The sequence below is a fragment of the Dermatophilus congolensis genome (assembly GCF_900447215.1).
Taxonomy (GTDB): Bacteria; Actinomycetota; Actinomycetes; order Actinomycetales; family Dermatophilaceae; genus Dermatophilus; species Dermatophilus congolensis_A.
Map to the genome: position 1 here is coordinate 1598393 of NZ_UFYA01000001.1, position 19958 is coordinate 1618350.

At 61.3% G+C, this 19958-nt stretch carries 18 protein-coding genes; 3 read left to right on the plus strand and 15 right to left on the minus strand.

Annotated features, from left to right (window positions below; all coding sequences use genetic code 11):
* Positions 1-114 precede the first annotated feature (114 nt).
* Both DXZ77_RS07000 and DXZ77_RS07005 read right to left on the minus strand, forming a co-directional pair.
* Positions 115-1425 carry a geranylgeranyl reductase family protein gene (locus tag DXZ77_RS07000; RefSeq protein WP_208303718.1) on the minus strand — a complete coding sequence of 437 codons (1311 nt, stop codon included), beginning with the start codon at positions 1423-1425 and terminating at the stop codon, positions 115-117.
* A gap of 103 nt (positions 1426-1528) precedes the next feature.
* Positions 1529-2221 (minus strand): demethylmenaquinone methyltransferase, encoded by a 693-nt coding sequence (locus DXZ77_RS07005; protein ID WP_115030972.1) that lies wholly within the window; start codon positions 2219-2221, stop codon positions 1529-1531.
* Between the two features lie 196 nt (positions 2222-2417).
* On the opposite strand from DXZ77_RS07005, the gene DXZ77_RS07010 reads away from it, so the two are divergent.
* A complete protein-coding gene (locus DXZ77_RS07010) occupies positions 2418-3710 on the plus strand; it encodes an isochorismate synthase (protein ID WP_147279215.1) in 1293 nt (430 codons plus the stop codon).
* Here DXZ77_RS07010 and menD read toward each other — a convergent pair.
* From menD to glmS, 9 genes are all read right to left on the minus strand, one after another.
* Positions 3707-5458: a 2-succinyl-5-enolpyruvyl-6-hydroxy-3-cyclohexene-1-carboxylic-acid synthase gene (gene menD, locus DXZ77_RS07015; protein WP_115030976.1), complete on the minus strand. Its 1752-nt coding sequence runs from the start codon at positions 5456-5458 to the stop codon at positions 3707-3709. The two genes, DXZ77_RS07010 and menD, sit on opposite strands and share 4 nt — an antisense overlap.
* Positions 5455-6960, minus strand: coding sequence for a glycoside hydrolase family 3 protein (locus DXZ77_RS07020; RefSeq protein ID WP_181816061.1), 1506 nt, complete (start codon positions 6958-6960; stop codon positions 5455-5457). The genes menD and DXZ77_RS07020 overlap by 4 nt, the downstream gene beginning before the upstream one ends.
* Positions 6961-7118: 158 nt before the next feature.
* Positions 7119-8171, minus strand: a complete 1053-nt coding sequence (gene tsaD, locus DXZ77_RS07025) for a tRNA (adenosine(37)-N6)-threonylcarbamoyltransferase complex transferase subunit TsaD (protein WP_115030980.1) — start codon at positions 8169-8171, stop codon at positions 7119-7121.
* On the minus strand, positions 8168-8659 hold the full coding sequence (locus DXZ77_RS07030) for a GNAT family N-acetyltransferase (RefSeq protein WP_115030982.1): 492 nt from the start codon (positions 8657-8659) through the stop codon (positions 8168-8170). Before DXZ77_RS07030 ends, tsaD begins: the two co-directional genes overlap by 4 nt.
* Positions 8656-9384: a tRNA (adenosine(37)-N6)-threonylcarbamoyltransferase complex dimerization subunit type 1 TsaB gene (tsaB, locus tag DXZ77_RS07035; RefSeq protein WP_115030984.1), complete on the minus strand. Its 729-nt coding sequence runs from the start codon at positions 9382-9384 to the stop codon at positions 8656-8658. Before tsaB ends, DXZ77_RS07030 begins: the two co-directional genes overlap by 4 nt.
* Positions 9385-9398: 14 nt before the next feature.
* Positions 9399-9902, minus strand: coding sequence for a tRNA (adenosine(37)-N6)-threonylcarbamoyltransferase complex ATPase subunit type 1 TsaE (tsaE, locus tag DXZ77_RS07040; protein ID WP_115030986.1), 504 nt, complete (start codon positions 9900-9902; stop codon positions 9399-9401).
* Positions 9903-9978: 76 nt separating this feature from the next.
* A complete protein-coding gene (locus DXZ77_RS07045; protein ID WP_258553185.1) occupies positions 9979-11637 on the minus strand; it encodes a bifunctional ADP-dependent NAD(P)H-hydrate dehydratase/NAD(P)H-hydrate epimerase in 1659 nt (552 codons plus the stop codon).
* Between the two features lie 176 nt (positions 11638-11813).
* Entirely contained in the window at positions 11814-12164 is a 351-nt protein-coding gene (locus DXZ77_RS07050; protein WP_115030988.1) for a holo-ACP synthase, read from the minus strand.
* A gap of 4 nt (positions 12165-12168) precedes the next feature.
* Positions 12169-14022, minus strand: a complete 1854-nt coding sequence (gene glmS / locus DXZ77_RS07055) for a glutamine--fructose-6-phosphate transaminase (isomerizing) (RefSeq protein ID WP_115030990.1) — start codon at positions 14020-14022, stop codon at positions 12169-12171.
* A 150-nt stretch (positions 14023-14172) separates the two neighbouring features.
* Between glmS and coaA the strand changes: the two genes are divergently transcribed.
* The gene (coaA, locus tag DXZ77_RS07060) at positions 14173-15081 is read left to right on the plus strand and encodes a type I pantothenate kinase (RefSeq protein ID WP_306746875.1); all 909 of its coding nucleotides are present in this window, start codon (positions 14173-14175) and stop codon (positions 15079-15081) included.
* A 74-nt stretch (positions 15082-15155) separates the two neighbouring features.
* Here coaA and mptB read toward each other — a convergent pair whose 3' ends face one another.
* From mptB to mca, 4 genes are read right to left on the minus strand one after another with little or no spacing between them, the layout of a single operon-like run.
* The gene (gene mptB / locus DXZ77_RS07065; protein WP_147279216.1) at positions 15156-16874 is read right to left on the minus strand and encodes a polyprenol phosphomannose-dependent alpha 1,6 mannosyltransferase MptB; all 1719 of its coding nucleotides are present in this window, start codon (positions 16872-16874) and stop codon (positions 15156-15158) included.
* A gap of 32 nt (positions 16875-16906) precedes the next feature.
* A complete protein-coding gene (locus DXZ77_RS07075) occupies positions 16907-17668 on the minus strand; it encodes an isoprenyl transferase (protein WP_115030998.1) in 762 nt (253 codons plus the stop codon).
* Positions 17669-17707: 39 nt separating this feature from the next.
* Positions 17708-17962, minus strand: coding sequence for a hypothetical protein (locus DXZ77_RS07080; protein ID WP_115031000.1), 255 nt, complete (start codon positions 17960-17962; stop codon positions 17708-17710).
* A complete protein-coding gene (mca, locus tag DXZ77_RS07085; RefSeq protein ID WP_115032715.1) occupies positions 17962-18900 on the minus strand; it encodes a mycothiol conjugate amidase Mca in 939 nt (312 codons plus the stop codon). Before mca ends, DXZ77_RS07080 begins: the two co-directional genes overlap by 1 nt.
* A 241-nt stretch (positions 18901-19141) precedes the next feature.
* Between mca and DXZ77_RS07090 the strand changes: the two genes are divergently transcribed.
* Positions 19142-19606: a DUF4307 domain-containing protein gene (locus DXZ77_RS07090; RefSeq protein ID WP_115031002.1), complete on the plus strand. Its 465-nt coding sequence runs from the start codon at positions 19142-19144 to the stop codon at positions 19604-19606.
* Positions 19607-19958 lie beyond the last annotated feature (352 nt).

Sequence of the window (19958 nt, forward strand, 5' to 3'; positions counted from 1 at the left end):
CCTCAAGGGCTGGAAGGCCGTCGCTGGGACCCGTCCTCATGCTCCATGGGTGCGGGAGCTTGGGCGGATGACGGCAGGCGGCATCACCCTTATCTTAGAGATTCACAAGGATTTTCATGCCGAAGGCGTCAATCGCGTCAAAGCTTCAATGACACGGTCTGTACGTACACCCCCGTGAGGTTCACGAATATTGGCCATGACCTTCAACAAGATCTTCATCAAGGAGGTTCGCGGCAGCCCATATTTGATACCGAAACGCATCACTTCGGGGTGTCCGATCAGGGCAGCGAAGTATGTTCCGAGCATGAACTGCCCTCCCAGATGAGCTTTCATCCGGTCAGGGTAAGTAGAGAGCACCCGGTTACGTTGCTCAGCAGTAGAACGCGCGATAGCTTGCGCAACTATTTCCGCAGCCATGCGACCAGACTCCATCGCATAGTCAATTCCTTCACCGTTAAAGGGGCTCACCATCCCACCGGCATCACCGATAAGCAGCAGACCGTTCTCATACAACGGCGACCGGTTGAACGCCATCGGTAACGCCGCGCCTCGCACCGGAGTCGTCATCGTCTCAGGAGTGAACTCCCATTCGGCAGGCATGCTGGCCACCCAGCGCTGCATCACATCTTTGTAGTCGACTTTCCCGAACGCTGGGGAAGAATCCAACATCCCCAACCCCACGTTCGCGGTTCCGTCTCCCAAGGGAAAAATCCACCCATACCCCGGCAACAAAATGTCCCGGCTACGCGGGTTGTCGCGGTTTTCTTTCACCTTCAGCTCAACCCACGACTCCATGTAGTCGTCATCATGGCGAGGAGTGCGGAAGTACGTACGCACCGCCACCCCCATCGGCCGGTCGTCACGACGCTCACGCCCCACCGAAATCGCCAAACGGCTGCTATTGCCATCAGCAGCGATCACAACCGGTGCCCGGAACACCACCCGCTCCCGCGTGGCCCGGCCCGACTCATCCATCAGCTTGGCCTCAACACCCACCACCGTGCGCCCATCAGCGCCAAGCACCGGGCCAGTCACGTTATGCCGTTCTAGAAGACGCGCACCTCGCCCCACAGCGTGGCGAGCCAGCATCTCATCAAAATTCATGCGCGCCCGCGTCAACCCATACGAAGGAAAAGAGGGCACATCATCAGGCCAATCCAGCTCCAACCGATGCCCACCACCAATAATCCGCAACCCGCGGTTACGAATCCACCCATCCTCAAGCCGCGTCGGCACACCCAAATCGATGAGCTGACGCACCGCCCTAGGGGTCAGCCCATCACCGCAGATCTTGTCCCGAGGAAAAGCTGCCTTCTCCAGCAGAACTACATCTAGCCCCGCCGAGGCCAAATACGCTGCCGCAGTCGAACCCCCTGGGCCCGCCCCGACAACGATGACATCAACATTTTCACCGGCCGTACTCACTGCTCCCACCCGGGTGAGACTAGCGGCTCGCTGTACAGGCAACCGAATTGCGGTACATACACGTGAGCACCATTACACGATCTGTATAACAGCCACGCAGACATCAACGCTTCACCCCGCGATGCACCGCCACAATCCCACCAGTGAGGTTCCTCCAACGCACGTCTTTCCACCCAGCCGAGGTAATCCGCGAAGCCAACGCACTCTGAGCAGGCCACGACATGATCGACTCACTCAGATACATGTACGACTCCGCATCCGAGCTCACCCGCGCTGCAACCGCCGGCAATCCCTTACCCAAATACCACTTGTACAGCTCACGGAACCCAGGAACCACCGGCTGCGAAAACTCCGCAATCACCAACACCCCACCAGGACGCGTCACCCGCAAAAACTCCCGCAACGCCGCATCTGGATCCACCACATTCCGAATGCCATACGAAATAGTCACCGCATCAAAACTCTCATCCGCGAACGGCAACGCCATCGCATCAGCAGCAGTGAACGACAAATCCGGACGACGACGACGCCCCTGCTGCAACATCCCCATCGAGAAATCCGCCGGAACAACATCCACCCCAGCATCAGCCAAAATCGCGCTACTCGTACCCGTCCCCGCCGCGATATCCAACACCCGATCGCCCGGACGAGCATCGAGAACCTTCATCACCGAACGCCGCCACAAGGTCTCCATCCCACCAGTCATGAACGTGTTCGTAATGTCATACCGCGGCGCGACATCATCGAACATCTTCGCCACATCGGCAGGTTTCTTATCCAAGTTCGCGCGAGCCATACCCCCATCCTCCCACCTGAAACACCCCGCACAGGACGAAATCACTCAGCAACACAACTGCCCCACCCCCATAAACGCTTCACCTGCCAAAACCCCACCCCAACAGCACACCTATTGCCAACAAATTCCACAAACCCAACCAATAAACGACAAACCGCTCGACGCCATGACCACCCCAAACGTAAGCTCACCCCATGTGACGCACACCGTGAACCAAGCGCCCACCCCACGCCTCTACGCAACCACCACTGCCCTACCCCCCACTGACGGGCCCACACACCTGCATAACGCCCTACGCGACGCCGACCCACGCACTACCCTCGCCTGGGTCCGCGACGGAAACGGACTCATCGCCCACGGACGCGCCACAACCATCACCACCCACGGCCACAGCCGCTTCACCGACGCCAACACCTGGTGGCAAACCATCACCAACAACGCCACCATCGACAACGACATCCAAGCCCCCGGAACCGGACTCATCGCCTTCGGTAGCTTCGCCTACTCCCCTCACTCCCCCCACGGCGCCACCCTCATCGTCCCCGAACACATCACCGGAACCCACAACGGCATCTCCTGGCACACCACCATCACCACCACCCCAACCACACCAACACCACCGCCCCCCGCACCACCCATCACCGAACCAGGCCCAGCCACCTACACCCCCGGAACCCTCACCGAAACCACCTGGACCGACCGCGTCACCCAAGCCATCGACGCCATCACCAATGGCCAACTCGACAAAGTCGTCCTCGCCCGCGACGAACACATCACCACCCCCCACCCCATCGACCCCCGATGGCTACTCACCCAACTCACCAACAGCTACCCCCACACCTGGGTCTTCGCCATCGACGGCCTCATCGGCGCCACACCCGAAATGCTCATCCGCCTACATAACAACACCGCCACAAGCCGCATCCTGGCCGGAACCATCCGCCGCACCGGCAACACCACCACCGACACCAACCTCGCCAGCACCCTCACCCACTCCCCCAAAGACCTCCACGAACACGCCTACGCCGTCACCTCAGTCACCGACGTGCTCCAACCCCACTGCCACACCCTCTCTGTCCCCGAAACCCCCTTCGTTTTGGACCTACCCAACGTCATGCACCTAGCCACCGACGTCACCGGACACACCAACACAAACATCAACGTCCTAGAGCTAGCCGAACAACTCCACCCCTCCGCCGCCGTCTGCGGAACCCCCCGCACCACCGCCGACAACCTCATCAACACCCTCGAAGGCATGGACCGAGGCCGCTACGCCGGCCCCATCGGCTGGATCGACTCCCACGGAGACGGCGAATTCGGCATCGCTCTACGCTGCGGTCACCTCGACCCAACCCACACCAATATGCGCATCTTCGCTGGCTGCGGAATCGTCGACGCCTCCGACCCCACCGCAGAACTCAACGAATCCCACGCCAAACTCCTCCCCATGAAAAACGCCTTCACCCCACCCCAAAACACCCACCCCTAAACCGAAAACACCTGCTCCACAGCCACATCCGCAGCACTAACCAACGCCTCACGGTCCACCCGTGCCCTCATAGCCGGCACCACTATTTCCACAACAGTGAACCCACACGGCACCTGAGCGGCTACCTCAACCAACTCCCCCGGGGTACTCGCACGCACAAACCGAGCACCATGCGCCCTAGCCAACGCCTCCACCGACGTACCGATAGGCGTAGCAAACAACCGCACAAACCCTTGCGGATCTTCACCCCGCACATCCGAAGATCCGTACTCCAACGTGTCAAAAATCGCGCCACCATCGTCATTAACTACCAGCACCGTCAAATCCGGACGCCGCTCCAACGGCCCCACCGACAAACCAGCGCTGTCATGCACAAACGTCAAATCTCCCACCAGCGCAAACGTAGCCCGATCATCAGCCAACGCCATCCCCGCAGCCGTCGAGACACACCCATCAATCCCTGCCAAACCACGACTAGCAACTGTCTCCACATCACCCCTACCCGACCCCACAAAAGCCACATCACGCACAGTCGAAGACGAACCACAAAACAACCGAGCTCCCCGAGGCAACGCACCCAATACACACGCCGCAACAGCAGGACCACTAGGCCACGTACCCGGAACCACCTGCTCAACAGCACCCGAAACCGCCACCCCAGCCTCACGCCAACGCCGCCCAAAATCATGCGCCGCCGCCACAAAATCCTCCGACAACACCGGTGACATCAACGACAACGCACCCACCGAATGCACCGAACTCACCACATGAGAAGGATCAGGCCACACCGGATCAGCCGAAACCGCCACCGCACACCCCGACCGACGCACCAACGCACCCACCGCACGCGACAACGTCAACCGCCCCACCACAACCACCCGATCAGGCACATTCTCCGCTACCGCAGCAACCCCCGTCTCAGCAACCAACGGCCCGTGCGGCACCACCACACCCTCAGCACCCTGACCAAACGGCCCAGCCAACACCGGATGCCCACGCAACGCAGCCCACTGAAAAGCCCGCTGACGCACATCGCCAGAAACATCCCCCACCACCACAAGCGTCCGCGCCACCTCCGGCAACCCATCCCCACCAACCAACGACGCTGGCTCACACACCGTCCACGCCACCCCACCCGGACGCCCCTGTAGCTCCTCCGGCAACCCATCGCCTACCAACGGACGCACACCAGCCTCCGGCGCCAACGGATCACGCAAAGAAACATTCACATGCACCGGCCCCGGCACACCACCCACAGCACCCATCGCCGCCGCAACCGTGCGATCCATGCATGTACGCCAATACGGCATCGGTGAAGCGCCCTGCACCGGTGCCTCCAAATCCAACGCAAGCCGCACCGACCCACCAAAAATCCCTGGCTGATGCGTCGTCTGATTCGCCCTCGTCGGACGTAACTCATGAGGACGATCCGCCGTCACCACAACCAACGGCACCCGCGCCTCATGCGCCTCCAATACCGCCGGGTGCAAATTCGCCACCGCTGTACCCGAGGTCGTCACCACCACCGCAGGCACCCCCGTGGCCTTACCTAAACCCAAAGCACAAAACGCCGCCGAACGCTCATCAGTGCGCACATGCAGCTCCAACAGCCCAGCGCGCTCAGCATCAAGAGCCGCATACGCCAACGGAGCTGACCGCGACCCCGGAGACAACACCACATGCCGCACCCCAGCCCGCACTAACTCATCAACCAAGACCACCGCGAAAAACTGTGCGACCGTTGTCATTGCGAAGCTCCACAACCAGCACCCACCGCGTGGGTCCCTACAGCAACCGGTAAACGCCCCGCCGCTGGTTTATGCCCCACCAGCACCTCAACCAACGCCCGCATTACTGCCGGAGTCCGACCAAAAGTCGCCAAAGTCGCTCCCTGTTCCCGAGCAAGCGCATACGGCACATCCAATGCCACCGTCACCGCATCCGGGGTCGGCGGTGTCACTTTAGCCACCAAATGCGGCTTCTTCTCTTCCGCCGCTCGGTAAACCACCGAATCAATCAAACGCACCGCAGTCCCAGCTCCCACAGCCAACCCGGCAGCCTTCGCGCTCTCAGCCAACAACGCACGATCGCCAGCAGTGCCCCCAGAGATCACAATGCCACCTTTGACCAGCGGAGCACCGCACTTACCACCGAGCTGCGTGATCGCCGCAGCCGCCGCAGCATCAGCCACATCTTTACCCGAACCAGGTTGCGTTGGCCCCTGGGTGGCACGCACTGGCGCATGACGCAGCGTCGCTACCATCCGAGCCGCCGCATCCACCAGGCGAGAGCGGTCTAACGCTCCGGATTCCACCGCCTTCACCAAACCTTCAACAGCTGCCTTGGGATCCGAGGGCATCAACAACACATCCGCCCCTGCCCATACCGAACGCACAGCGGCAGCGCCGGAATCAATACCGATCGCACCCATCTCCAACGCGTCAGTGACCACCAAGCCCCGGAACCCCAGCTCTTGGCGCAGCAATCCTGACAACACCGGGCGACTCATCGTGGAGGGCGTTGTGCCATCAACCGCATCCAGCACGATATGTGCAGTCATCACCCCTGGCACGCCAGCATCGACCAACTCCTGGAAAGGAAGAAAGTCCCGGTCGCGCAGCACTGACATCGGCATCCGTTGCCGCACTCGACCTTGATGCGTATCTGCTGGGACACTCCCATGACCAGGAAAGTGTTTCGCCACCGCAACTACGCCACCATCGGCATACCCCTGAGCTAAACCAGCCACGATCTCAGCAGCCAGCTTCGAGTCAGAAGAAGCAGAACGCACCCCGATAGTTGGATCCTGCTCACCTGAAGTCACATCAGCATCTGGTGCCAACACCACTGTGAACCCCAGACCAGCCAACTCTGTTGCCGACGAAGCCCCCACACGCTGCGCCAATTTCGTATCACGTGCAGCGCCGAGACCCATCACCGCCCCAAACCTCGTCAGTGGATCCCCCACCCGCGTGACTGGGCCGCCTTCCTGATCGACGGCGATGAATGCAGGCCATTGGCGATCACTTTGCACGGCAGCACTAATGCGTTTGTTAGCTTCGGTGATGTTCTGCACCACTTTGGTTTTATCGGCCGGAGTGTGTTCAGCGAAATGCGCCATTCCCCCGTACCCCATTTCACGCACTAACCGAGCAGCCTCTACCGAGTCGTTTGGGCGCCTGGGCACCACGATCTGTGCAGCCAGGCGCCGCGTCGGCAACTTTTCGACATCGGTGCGTGCTTGAGCCATCTCTGCACTTGTGGGAAGACCAGATAGTTGTGACTTGCTTGAGTCGGGTTGCCCTGTGGTCACCGCTTCTTTCACTTCGCTGCTACCGGCCGCGCACGCTCCGCACATTCCCACGAGCACGGCAGCCGCGGCTGCGAGAACACGTCGCGGAGCCCGCATCAGACACGCACCTGTGGAACATCAATCGGCAGCGAGGAGTCACCTGGGATATCAAGGGTGCTGGGGGCTATGCCACGTTCGACCATCGCTGCGCCCAACGCGGCGATCATCACACCGTTATCGGTGCACAAGCGTGGGCGGGGCACGCGCAGCGAGATTCCTGCCTCGGCGCATCGTTGTTCAGCTAGTGCCCGCAGTCGGCTATTTGCTGCTGCTCCGCCACCGATGAGCAGGTGTTTGACGTCGTGTTCTTTGCAGGCCAGGACAGCTTTGCGGGTAAGAACATCGGTCACGGCTTCCTGGAAGCTGGCTGCGACGTCAGCGACCGACACGCTCTCGCCAGCGGCCACTTTGGCCTCCACCCACCTGGCCACAGCTGTTTTCACTCCCGAGAAGGAGAAGTCGTAGCGGTGGCGCTGCATGTCCCGTCCGCTAGTGAGTCCTCGTGGGAAGGTGATTGCTGTGCCATCACCTTCTTGTGCGGCTTTGTCGACGTGGGGCCCACCGGGGAACCCAAGGCCGAGCAGACGCGCCACTTTGTCGAATGCTTCACCTGCGGCGTCGTCAACGGTTTGCCCGAGCTGGACGATGTCGCTTGTGATGTCTTTGACGTGCAGGATGTTGCTGTGTCCGCCTGAGACCAGCAGCGCGATCATCGGTTCGGGCAGGGGTCCGTGTTCGACGATGTCTACGGCCACATGGCCGGCCAGGTGGTTAACGCCGTACAGCGGCTTGTTCACGGCAACAGCGAGGGCTTTGGCTGCTGCCAATCCGATAAGCATGGCGCCGGCCAGACCGGGGCCAGCGGTCACAGCAATGGCATCGAGGTCGCTCAGACGTACGCCGGATTTTTCGCAGGCTCTGGCGATAGTGGGGGCCATTGCTTCCAGGTGGGCGCGGGCTGCGACTTCAGGTACAACACCGCCGTAGCGGGCATGCTGATCGACGCTACTGGCGACCTCGTCGGCGAGTAGTTCTCCGCCACGCACGATCCCGACGCCGGTCTCGTCGCAGGAGGTTTCGATTCCCAGAACTAGGGGTGCGCTGCTCATGCGGTCTCCTTCTGACCTGCCTTTTCAGGCGAGGTGGATAGGGAGCGGCGCATGATGAGGGCGTCTGCTCCCTTGTAATAGTTCGGTCGGGTGGAGATGGTCGTGAAATCCCATCGCGTGTAGAGGCCGATAGCGACGTCGTTGTCTGACCGGACTTCGAGGATCATGTGTGTGGCTGTGGTGGCGGTGGCGGTTTGCACCATCCAGGACATGAGTTGGGTGGCGATTCCGGTGCCTCGGGCGTGAGGGGCGGTGGTGATGGTCATGATGTCGGCAATGTCGCGGCCAAGGTCCAGCCCTGCGTATCCATAAATGAGGTCGGGGGCATCTTTAGGGGTGGCGATAGCGTAGGCGCGTTGTGGTCTGGCGGCGAGTTCGCCCCACCACGATGATTCCGACCAGGCATCTTTGCCATACACCTGGCTTTCTAGCGCGGTGAGTTGGGGAATGTCTCGGTGGTGTACGGGGCGTAGAACGGTTGTGTTCACTCGCGGGACTCGCTGGCAGCGGCGGGGACCAGAGGTGCGGTGGCGTTGGCTTTGGCGTCGGGGCGGCGCAGGTAGAGGGGGTGTGCGCGCTTGTGGGTGGGGAGGGTACCGGCGTCGTGGTGGGCGTAGGCGAGGTCGAGCAGGTCGCGTGCGTCGACGTCGAGTGGGCCGATGCTGTGGGGGAAGAAGTCGGGGAACAGGTGTGGTCCGCGTCCAACAGTGGGTAGGGCGCGGACGTGTTCGGGTAGGTCGGCGGGTTTGGTGACGGCGGGTTCGCTAGTGCGGGTGAGGCTGGTGGCCAGTGTTGGGTTTTCGTTAGTAGTACCGGCCCAGTGATAGGTCGCCCAGTAGACCTCTTTGCGGCGGGCGTCGGAGGCGACGAGGAAGTCGCTGTGGGCCTCTAGTGCACCGTGGCGGATGGCGGCGGCGGCGAGTGCGTCGAGGCTGCATAGGCCGATGTATTGGGCGTTGGTGGCCAAGGCGATGGTTTCGGCGGTGACTAGGCCGACGCGAAGTCCGGTGAAGGGGCCTGGGCCTTCACCGGCGATGACGTGGGTCAGATCGCTGGGGGTACGTCCTGCTTCGGTGAATAGTTCTGATATTTGGGGCGATAGCCATTCGGCGTGACCGCGACTGTCGGTTCTGGTGCGTAGGTATGTGTGCTCTCCGTCGCGGAGGGCGGCGGTGATCGCGGATGTGGAGGTGTCGATAGCCAGAGCAAGCACCTAACCAGGGTAGATCAGTCGGTGGATCGCTCGAAGATTTGGGTTGTTGTCCATCGGGTGCCGACGGGGTGGATGTGGATAGTGCGGGGGTCGAGATCGGTATGTTCGGCGTAGGGGTCGGTGGCGCCGACGGCTCGGTTGAGTTCGATGATGAGGTAGTCCGAGGAGAGCCCTTCGGCGATGCCTGCTCCCCATTCGATGACGGTGACGGAGGTGTCCATGTCGGCGTCGAGGTCGAGGTCGTCGAGTTCGGCGTGGTCGCCCAGGCGGTAGGCGTCGACGTGGATGAGGTCGGGGCCGTTGGTGAGGCTGGGGTGGACTAGGGAGATGGCGTAGGTCGGTGAGGCGATGGGGCCGCGTACGCCTAGTCCTTCGCCGAGCCCTTGGGTGAAGGTTGTTTTTCCTGCGCCGAGTTCTCCAACGAGCAGGATGAGATCGCCGGGGCGTAGATGGGTGGCCAGTTCGCGGGCGAAGTTTCGGGTGTCTTCGGCGGTGGGCAGGGTGCGGGTGAGCTCCATGAGGCGTGGTCCTTCCGTGGTGGTGTGTTGGGTGCAGCCTATGCAGCTTGGTGTGGGTGTGTCGTTCTCTGGGGTGTTAGTTGGGGCGGCGTAGGAGGGCGGCGATGGTGGTGGGGAGGGTTTCGGCGACGTGGAGTGCGCGGATGGGGCCGCCTGGGTTGGTGTCGTGGGCGGCGACTCCGTGGACGAGGGCGGCAAGGGATCCTGCGTCGAGGGGGTTGAGGCCTGCGGCGAGGAGTGTCCCTGCGATTCCGGCGAGGACGTCGCCGGCACCGGCGGTAGCGAGCCAGGCGGGTGCGTTGGTTTGGGTGCGGATAGGCAGGTTGTCTGTGGGGGGTACGACTAGGGTTCGGTTGCCTTTGAGTAGGACGGTGGCGTGGAGGAGTTCGGCGGCGCGGCGGGCGTGGCTCACGGGAGCGTTTTCGACGTCTTCTCTGCTGGTGGGGGTGCCGGGGTCGAGACGGGTGAGGAGGCGGGCGAGTTCGCCGGCGTGGGGGGTGATGAGGGTGGCTGCTCCGGCGTGGGGTCGTGGGCCGGTGAGCAGGTCGAGCCCGCCAGCGTCGATGACGGCGGGTTCGTTGGAGTCGAGGGCTTGGCGGGCGTGAGTGAGGTGGTTGTGGCCGGTTTCGTCGTCGGCGGGGTGGGGGTCTAGGCCGGGGCCGATTACCCATGCTTGGACTTTTCCGGGGCCGTGTACTGCTTCGGGGATGTGGGTGCGGATGAGGTTGGTGGGGGTTGGGGGGCCGATGTAACGGACCATTCCGGCGCCGGCGTTAACTGCGGCGGTAACGGTGAGGATTGCTGCTCCGGTGTAGTTTTCGCCTCCGGCGATGATGCCGACGACACCGCGGGAGTATTTGTCGTCGCGGGGTCCGGGGGTGGGCCACATGTGGCTTACGTCATCGAAAGTGAGGCGTTCGGCCATGGGGGTGGCGGGGCCGTCGGTGAGGAGGGCGTCGATGTGTTCTTCGTTTTCGTTGGCGAGTTCGCCGTCGGTTCCAAGTCCGAGTAGTCCGTATTCGTCGATGCCGATGTCGATGATGGTGAGGAGTCCGGTGGCGTTTTCGCCAGCGAGCAGGTGGGTTCCTTTGATGAGGGAGAAGGTGACGGTTTCGTCGGCCCACACGCAGTTGTCTGTTTCGGTTTCGCCGGCTGGGTCGGTGCCGCTGGCGACGTCGACGGCGATGAGGTAGGCGTCGTCGGGGATGGCGTTGACAAGGGTCCAGGCTGCCGGTGGTGGGGTGTTTTCGTCGTGGTGGGATAGGTCGAGGCGTCCTCCGATGCCGAAGAGGCCATCGACGATGATGTCGGCGGTGGCGATCATGTGGACGGCTGTTGCCAAGCCTTCGTCGGTGCTGGCGTCTAGGGGGGTTAGTCCAGCGTCGTGGATGGCTTGGAGTGCTGAGGGGTGGGCTTGACCGGTGAGGAGGACGGGCACGATGTCGGCGACGTGAGCTTGGGTTGGGTTGGTTTCTTCGAGGCGGGTGGTGTGGAGGTGGCGTAGGAAAGCTGCGGCGAAGAGGGCGTCGCCGCCGTTTCCGCCTGGTCCGGCGAGGACGATCATGCGTACGTCTTCGCCGGGGCTGGTGTATTGGGCTATTTCGTCGGTGCGGGTGGCTAGGACGTTGGCCAGCCCGTGGGCGGCTCGGTTCATGAGTTCGTCATTGGGGAGGAATTTTTTCGCGGCTTCTTCAGCTGCGCGGACTCGTTCGACGGACCATGCCTGCATCACCATGGGCATAACCCTAAAGGACGGTTTTTGGCCGTATCTAAAGCAACACCGGATCTTGGGTGTTGGCGTATCTGTTCGATGGGTAACGGTTTTCGCCGCGTGTTGGCGGGGCAGGTTTGACGAAAATAAAAGTGTGGCCCGGTCGACGGTGAGGTCTGTACCGGGCCACACAGGTGGTGTCAGGATTCGGCGATCACGAAGGCGGTAGCAATACCAGCGTCGTGTGACAAAGACACGTGGAATCGGGTTACTCCCAATGCTTCGGCTCGTTGACGGACTGTGCCTGAGATTTGCAGTTCGGGTGGTTTACCGACAGCGCGTGGAGCCCACGCATCGAGCCATGACATGTCGCCGGGGGTCAGTAGTGCCTTGGCGACTGCTTCTTTCATCGCGAATCGAGCAGCTAGCGAGGCAATTGGGAGTTCTTTTTCTGCTGGGGCGAAAACACGGTCACGTAAACCGGGTGTGCGCTCCAGCGTTGCCTGTAGCCGCTCGATACCGCATACGTCTACACCGATACCGACAATCACGTCACTACTCGACGGTGACGCTCTTGGCGAGGTTGCGGGGCTGGTCTACGTCGAGGCCTTTAGAGGTTGCTAGTTCGCACGCGAACACCTGCAAGGGCAGGATGGTCAGCATCGGAGATAGCAGCGGCGATGTGGCTGGTACCCGGATGATCTCGTCGGCGAATGGTGCTACCGATTCGTCACCAGCTTCGGCGATGACCAGGGTGCGGGCGCCGCGGGCACGGATCTCCTGGATGTTGGAGACCACTTTGTCGTGCAGGTTGTGCGGTGTGCTGGGGCTAGGCACCACGATGAACACCGGCTGGCCTGGCTCGATCAGCGCGATGGGGCCGTGCTTGAGTTCACCTGCAGCGAATCCTTCGGCGTGAATATAGGCGATTTCTTTGAGTTTGAGGGCACCTTCAAGAGCGATCGGGTAGCCCACGTTACGGCCAAGGAAAAGCACCGAGCGGGTGTCTGCCATGAAGCGGGCGATCTCGCGTACTCGGTCCATGTCGGCCAAGACTTCGCTGATCTTGGCGGGGATTTCTTCGAGTTCGCGCATCACCTTTTTGACTGATTCGCCGTGGCCGCGTTCCTGGGCCAGGTAAAGGCCCAGGAGGTAGCAGGCTGCGATCTGGGAGGTGAATGCTTTGGTGGAGGCGACAGCAACTTCGGGGCCAGCGTGTGTGTAGAGCGCGGCATCAGATTCGCGGGGAATGGTGGCGCCGTATGTGTTACAGATGGAGACGGTGAGTGCGCCCAGTTCACGGGCGTGTTTGACCGCCATAAGGGTGTCCATTGTTTCGCCGGACTGGCTGATGGACACCACCAGGGTGTGTTCGTCAATGATGGGTTCGCTGTACCGGAATTCGTGGGCTAGTTCCACGGCGACGGGGATGCGGGTCCAGTGCTCGATTGCGTATTTGGCGGTGAGGCCGGAGTAGAAAGCGGTACCGCAAGCCACGATGACGACACGGTCCACGGCTGCGAGTTTTTCGGCAGCGACGTGCATTTCGTCCAGCGTGAGGGCGCCGTGTTCGTCGGTGCGACCGCGGAGAGTATCGGCGATGGCACGTGGCTGCTCTTCGATTTCTTTGAGCATGTAGGAGTCGTAGCCACCTTTTTCGGCCTGGGCTGCGTCCCACGTGACTTCGAAGCGTTTACCTTCGGCGGGTTGTCCGGAGAAGTCGATGACTTCGACCTTTTCTGGGGTGATAGTGACGATCTGGTCTTGGTCAACTTCCATTGCGAGCTTTGTGTGGCCCACGAAGGCAGCGACGTCAGAGCCGAGGAAGTTTTCGCCCTCGCCCAGACCGATCACTAGTGGAGAGTTGCGGCGGGCTGCGACGATCACGCCAGGGACGTCAGCGTGCTCAGCCAGCAGGGTGAATGCACCTTCTAGACGGTTGACGACCTGTTGCATCGCGGCGGTGAGGTCGTGGGTGTTCTCGTAGGCGCGGGCCAGGAGGTGCGCGGCGACCTCCGTGTCCGTTTCGGAGGCGAATTCGACACCTTCTTCGAGAAGTTCAGCTTTAAGGGAGTGGAAGTTCTCGATGATGCCGTTGTGGATGAGGGCGAGTTTTCCCTCTTTGCCACCCAGGTGGGGGTGGGCGTTTTCGTCGGTGGGGGCCCCGTGGGTTGCCCACCGTGTGTGCCCGATCGCCGTCGCAGAGGGAGGCAATGGGCTAGCTTCCAGTTCGGCTCGCAGGTTAGCGAGCTTTCCTGCTTTCTTCGCGGAGCTGATCACACCGTCGGTGACGAATGCCACCCCAGCCGAGTCATATCCGCGGTACTCGAGTCGGGCGAGTCCTTCCAAAACGACGTCGAGAGCTTTGCCATCGACGTCACGGCCCACATAGCCAACGATTCCACACATAGGGTCCAGCGTAGAGTGCGGGGGCGCCCACTGTTCGCAGGTCCATGATGTGCCTCGTGATCACCTCGCCAGTGGTTCACCACTTTGGTGGTGAAGAATGTTCGGGTGTCAACGCAAGTACCTGGCTCCAGGCCTGTCCCTTCCCCTTTCGTGGAAATCGCACGCGAGGACTGGGCACGCCTGTCGAGTACGTATTCCCTAGGCAGCCTCACTGATGAGGATGTGCGGCGTCTTCGTGGTGTCGGTGACCGGTTGGATCTGGCTGAAGTCGAAGAGATCTACCTACCGTTGTCGCGGCTGCTCAGTTTCTACGCCGAGGGAGCTGGAAACCTTCACCGAATCATGCAGGGGTTCCTCGGCCATAAGCCGGCACGAAACCCGTTCGTGATCGGTGTGGCTGGTTCTGTTGCTGTGGGCAAGTCAACGACAGCGCGGATTCTGCGCGAATTGCTGTCACGGTGGCCGAGCACCCCCAATGTCGAACTGGTCACCACCGATGGGTTTTTATACCCCAACGCGGTTCTACAAGAAAAAGGGCTCATGGACCGTAAGGGGTTCCCTGAGTCATACAATCAGGCCGCTCTCGTTCAATTCCTTGACCAGGTGAAATCGGGAGTAGAGACAGTACGCGCCCCGGTTTATTCACACCTGACTTACGACATCGTGGAAGACACGCATGTAGAAGTGCACCGGCCAGATGTCCTCATCGTGGAAGGACTCAATGTCCTGGCCCCACCAACAGCAGAAACACGTGTAGTGGTATCTGACTATTTCGATTTCTCCTTGTACGTAGACGCAGAGATCCCGCATTTAAAGAGCTGGTACATCAACCGCTTCTTGCGGCTTCGCGACACAGCATTCACCGACCCTGATTCCTTCTTCCGCCGGTACGCCAACCTGTCCAACGCTGAAGCGATCGCCACAGCCGGATCGATCTGGGACAGCATCAACGAACCAAATTTACGCGAAAACGTTCTGGGCACCCGCGAGCGCGCCACCCTCATCCTCACCAAAGGCGCTGACCACAAGGTAGAGCGGGTCCGGCTGCGCAAACTTTAGGTGCCTGCACAAGCTGCAGTCACAGTGGTTTCGGGTGCGCTAGCGCTGCTGCGAGCGCGCGTCCGCGGTGGTGGTTACCCGACTTTTTGGTTTTGCTCGATGTGAGCGTGACGGTGTTGACCGGCTAGGCGGGCACGAAGGTTAGCGGGCAGGGGAAGGACACCGCGGGCGCGCATGCGCAGCACGAGTGCGGCAACGAGGGTGACCGCGATGGTGATGGACCCGTTGCCCAGGGCTGAGTCGAAAGCGGCGTACACACCTAGGACGGCGATCACCCACATCGCGACGGTGTAGGTGCGCTCGCTGAACGGCACCAGGCCGAGCAGCACGAACACGGGGATCATGTACCAGGCGTGGACGACCGAGCCGCAGGCAACGAAGATGACGAATGCGGTGACGACGGACAAGGTTGGGCGCCGAGGGGCCAGCCACAGCGTGGTCCAGATCAGCCCGATCGCCATGATGGCCATGCCGCAGGCGCGTGCGGTATCTAGTGGTATTTGGGCTGTTTCTGCCGAACTTCCCAGGCCGAGCATGATGATCTGCCCGACGCTGCCAACGACGGTCGAAGGCGACAGGATTGATCGGGCCATAAGTGGCACTGACAGGCTTTCGACCCATCCCCATCCCAGGCCACACACGAAAGTGATGAGGGCAAACAAACCAATCGAAGCAGTGCCCACAGCGGCGGCAACTCGAATGTATTCGACCATGCCTGGTGCACCTGGGTCATGGGGGGCGCCACGCACTGGGCCGGTAGGTTCGTGGCGGTCTGCTTCGATGGCGGTGCGTTCCTCGCAGCTGGGTGTTCCGCCAGAGATTTCGTGAATACGTCGTGCCACTACTGCCCGACGGGCCAGGTATCCAGCCAACGCGACCATGGCCAGCAAAGCTGTCTGTTTATATCCGGCGGCCGCAGCGATCGTCAATGAGGAGATCCAGAACCGCCCATCAAATGCCAGCAGCATCGCGGCCACGATCAACGCGACCGCCATCGCGTCATTGTGGGCGCCTCCCACCAGGTGAATAAGGATGAGCGGGTTGGCGATGCCAATCCATCTGGCTGGCTCAACCGAGACTCCTACTCGCTCGGTCATACGCGGCAGCAGCGACGCGATCAACGCCATTGACATGAACGCGGGAACACGCATCGCGACCGCAGCGAAGTAGGCGTTGTCAAAAGAGAGCTCTACAACGAGTTGCTGGGTGCGTAGTGCTAGCGGACCGTAGGGCGCTGAGGTGAACAGCCACATCGGATCAACCTGGTCAGCAAACGGCCCAGGAACAGAGATGGGGCCGGTGCTGTACGGATCCATCCCTCGTGAGACCAATAAACCTTGCGCCGCATACGAATACGCATCCCTACTGAATAGCGGCGGCGCCACCAGCATCGGCAAAGACCACAGCCACCAGGTAGCTCGCGGCACCCCACCACGCACACCGTGACGTCCTGGACGCATCGCCACCCACGCCAACAGCAGTGAAGCCATCCCCAGCAGGACAGCTGCGGCAGCGACCGCGCGGCCCACACCGGTCTGCAACAGCCCCAAACCGATGAAGTACGGCAACTCAGAATCTGGTGGCAGTGACGCTGGTGTGAACGATCCCACCACGATAAGAACCGAGCCGAAAAGCCCCAGCCACACGGCGGGTACCGCGAATGCAGCCCGCGCATCGCTAACGAGGGCGCGCATGCTGCCACGCACACGCGTGCTCATTCCTCGGCGGGGCTGCTGTGTCTGCCCGTGGGCTTGAGTGGTTTGGCCCTGGCTCAACGGTTCATTCTTGGTCACCTGCAGATTCTCCCCACGTCCTGGCCGGGACGTTACGCCCCGAACCGGCGCTCGCGTTCGGCGTAGGAACGCAGTGCGCGCAGAAAATCGACTCGCCGGAAGTCGGGCCAGTACGCCTCACAGAAATAGAACTCGCTGTGGGTGCTCTGCCAGAGCAGGAACCCGCTGACTCGTTGTTCGCCAGACGTGCGGATAACGAGGTCTGGGTCGGGTTGGCCTGTGGTGTACAGGTGGTCGGCAATGTCTTCGGCCGAGACTGTTTGGGCGACGTCGTCGATCGTTCGTCCTTGTTCTGCTGCCTCTTTGAGCAGCGAACGAACTGCATCGGAGATTTCACGTTTACCGCCGTAGCCAACAGCAACGTTGACGAACATGCCCTCCACGTTGTCGGTGCGAGAAGCTGCGGTGGATAAGCGTTCCACGGTGGCTGGTGGCAGTACGTCTTTAGCGCCAACGATTTTGATGCGCCACCGCCCTGAATCAGCCAGCGTGTCTACGGCGTCTTCGATGATCCCCAGCAGTGGTTCCAGCTCTTCTGGGGAGCGATTCAGGTTGTCTGTGGATAGCAGCCATAAAGTCACGATCTCCACGCCAGCTTCTTCGCTCCATTGCAAGAACGGCGCGATGTTTTCTGCTCCGGCGCGGTGCCCGATGAAAGCTTCGGCGCCTTTAGCGCGGGCCCAGCGGCGATTACCGTCGAGCATGACTCCCACGTGCCTGGGCACCGTGGCGTTAGCTAGTTCACGCAACAGTCGTTTCTCGTACAAGCCGTACAGGAATGACGACAATCCCATCTCAACCTCGTGACTCTCGAGGACACTTTGTTGACGGTTTCACTGGGATCGCCCGTCCTTGCTCGGCTGGCTCTGCTCGGCAGCCGCATCTGAACCGTTTCCGTCCGTGTCCGCAAATGTCTTCGTCGTGACAGTGATAGCAGATTGCTGGGTGTCCTCTTCAAAGACCGCGTGATCAGCGTTGCGTAGATGCTTCAGCATGCTCCGCATCAAAACCCACAAAGCAACAGACATCAGGAACAGCGCAAAGAACCCGCCCAGACCGGCGGAGATGGATTGATTGGCGCCCTGCATCAGCGCTCCTTCACATCGTCGATGAGAGGAGCCGACGGGCGGCGCGAGGAGTCAGAGCCCATCGCGTCAGCCTGCGCCGGTTCCGGAAGCCCAGCGAATACATCGTCCTCAACCTCCGGAAGCACCGTGGTGTGAACGTATGAGATCGCCATTTCGAAATCTTCCCACGGCCACACCTCCCGCTCGATCTCTTGCGGTATCCCGAACCAAAAACCGTCAGGGTCGACCTGGGTGGCATGGGCTCGGAGGGCTTCATCACGTGCATCGAACCAGTCAGCAACGGGCACCCGAGTAGTGACGGCGCGGAACGCATCATCACCACGAGCAGCTCGTTTTTCTATCCATTCCTCGAACGGTGACTGACCTGTGTGTTCTTTCATCGCCGTGTGCAGGGCCTGCAACCGATCCATGCTCAGGGTTTGGTTGTAGTACAGCTTCAGCGGCTGCCATGGCGGCCCTGCCTGCGGGAACTGTTCTGGATCCCCTGCGGCACGGAACGCAGCCACTGACACATCGTGAGTACGCACGTGGTCCGGATGCGGGTAGCCACCGTTTTCGTCATAGGTGGTCACCACGTGCGGGCGATGCTGCCGAATCAACCGCACCAGCGCCTCCACGCACACCTGCATAGGCATGGTGGCAAAGCAGCCTTCAGGCAGCGGGGGCAGCGGGTCACCTTCAGGCAGACCTGAGTCAATAAACCCAAGCCAGGCATGATCCACCCCTAATGCTTCTTGTGCTTTTGCCATCTCGGTGCGCCGCAACCCCACCAGGTCACGTTCCACCTCGGGGTCGCCTTGTAGCCGAGGGTTAAGCACTGACCCTCTCTCACCACCAGTACATGAAACAACCAGCACGTTCGCGCCCTCATGGGCATACATGGCCGTAGCTGCGGCGCCTTTACTCGACTCGTCGTCGGGGTGAGCGTGTACCGCCATCAGCCGATAGCCGTGCCGGTCGCCCGTCGATCCTGTTCTAGCGTTCGATCCCATCCGATTGCCCGCCTGCCTTACGTACTTGGTCATGTTCCCACCCGTGACAGCGTGAACACCCACGCCACCTGGCCACACATGCATTGCCGCACCGTGATAGTGCCCAACGTCACACGAACCATCATTATCCGCCACTTGGCATGCGTTCACCCGCGGCCCGCCGGGGCCAGGGGACTAGGCTGGGCTTGTGGTAGAACAACCCGACTCCTCCCTGGCAGCACACACACGTGAGGTCAACGACGCCGCCGAGGCAGAAGCCGAACGTGGCCGCTCCGTCGGCCAGTACTGGAAGTCGATCTCCCCTATCCGACGGAAAGTGGTTGCCGGGGCGGCAGCTGCTGTTGTTGTGGGATCTGCTGTCGCGACATGGTTTGGGTTAGCAGCCTCTACCGACTGGCCACTACAGCGCGACTTGGCCTATGACGTTCACGACGCCAGTTCTGTCACCGTCCGTTTCGAAGTCACAAAGCCACCAGAAATGACCGCGGTATGTGAAGTTGTGGCCCAAGAAGTCGGTAAGGCCGTGGTCGGGCGCGAAAACGTCACCATCCCCGCAGCTGAAGAACGCACCACGCAACACCAAACCACCGTACGTACCACCACTACCGCGGTCATCGGTTTGGTTAAAACATGTCGGCCAGTCGACCGGTAACTACGCCCCTTTTCTCACACGTGAACTGGACAAAATATCTCGATTCCGAAACAGTACTCGTCTATACTTGCTGTCTCGACGCCCACCGAGGGTGTCTCGGGCCGCACGACGAAGCCGACTCAGCACTGCAGTAACAGGCATCACCCAACCGGCCCTATGCCCTTCCGAACCTGGCGCCTCCCGACGCGTCCGGGCGTACGCGCCGGTCGATATCGACGCCACGGATGACAGGCCCCGCCTCACACCGGGGACGGCATCACAGACCACTCTCGGAAGGGCTTTTTCGCACACGAAGGTCCCGCACCGCGCAGCCACGGCACTGCCGAACAAGCCTGGGCGGGCCCTGACACAG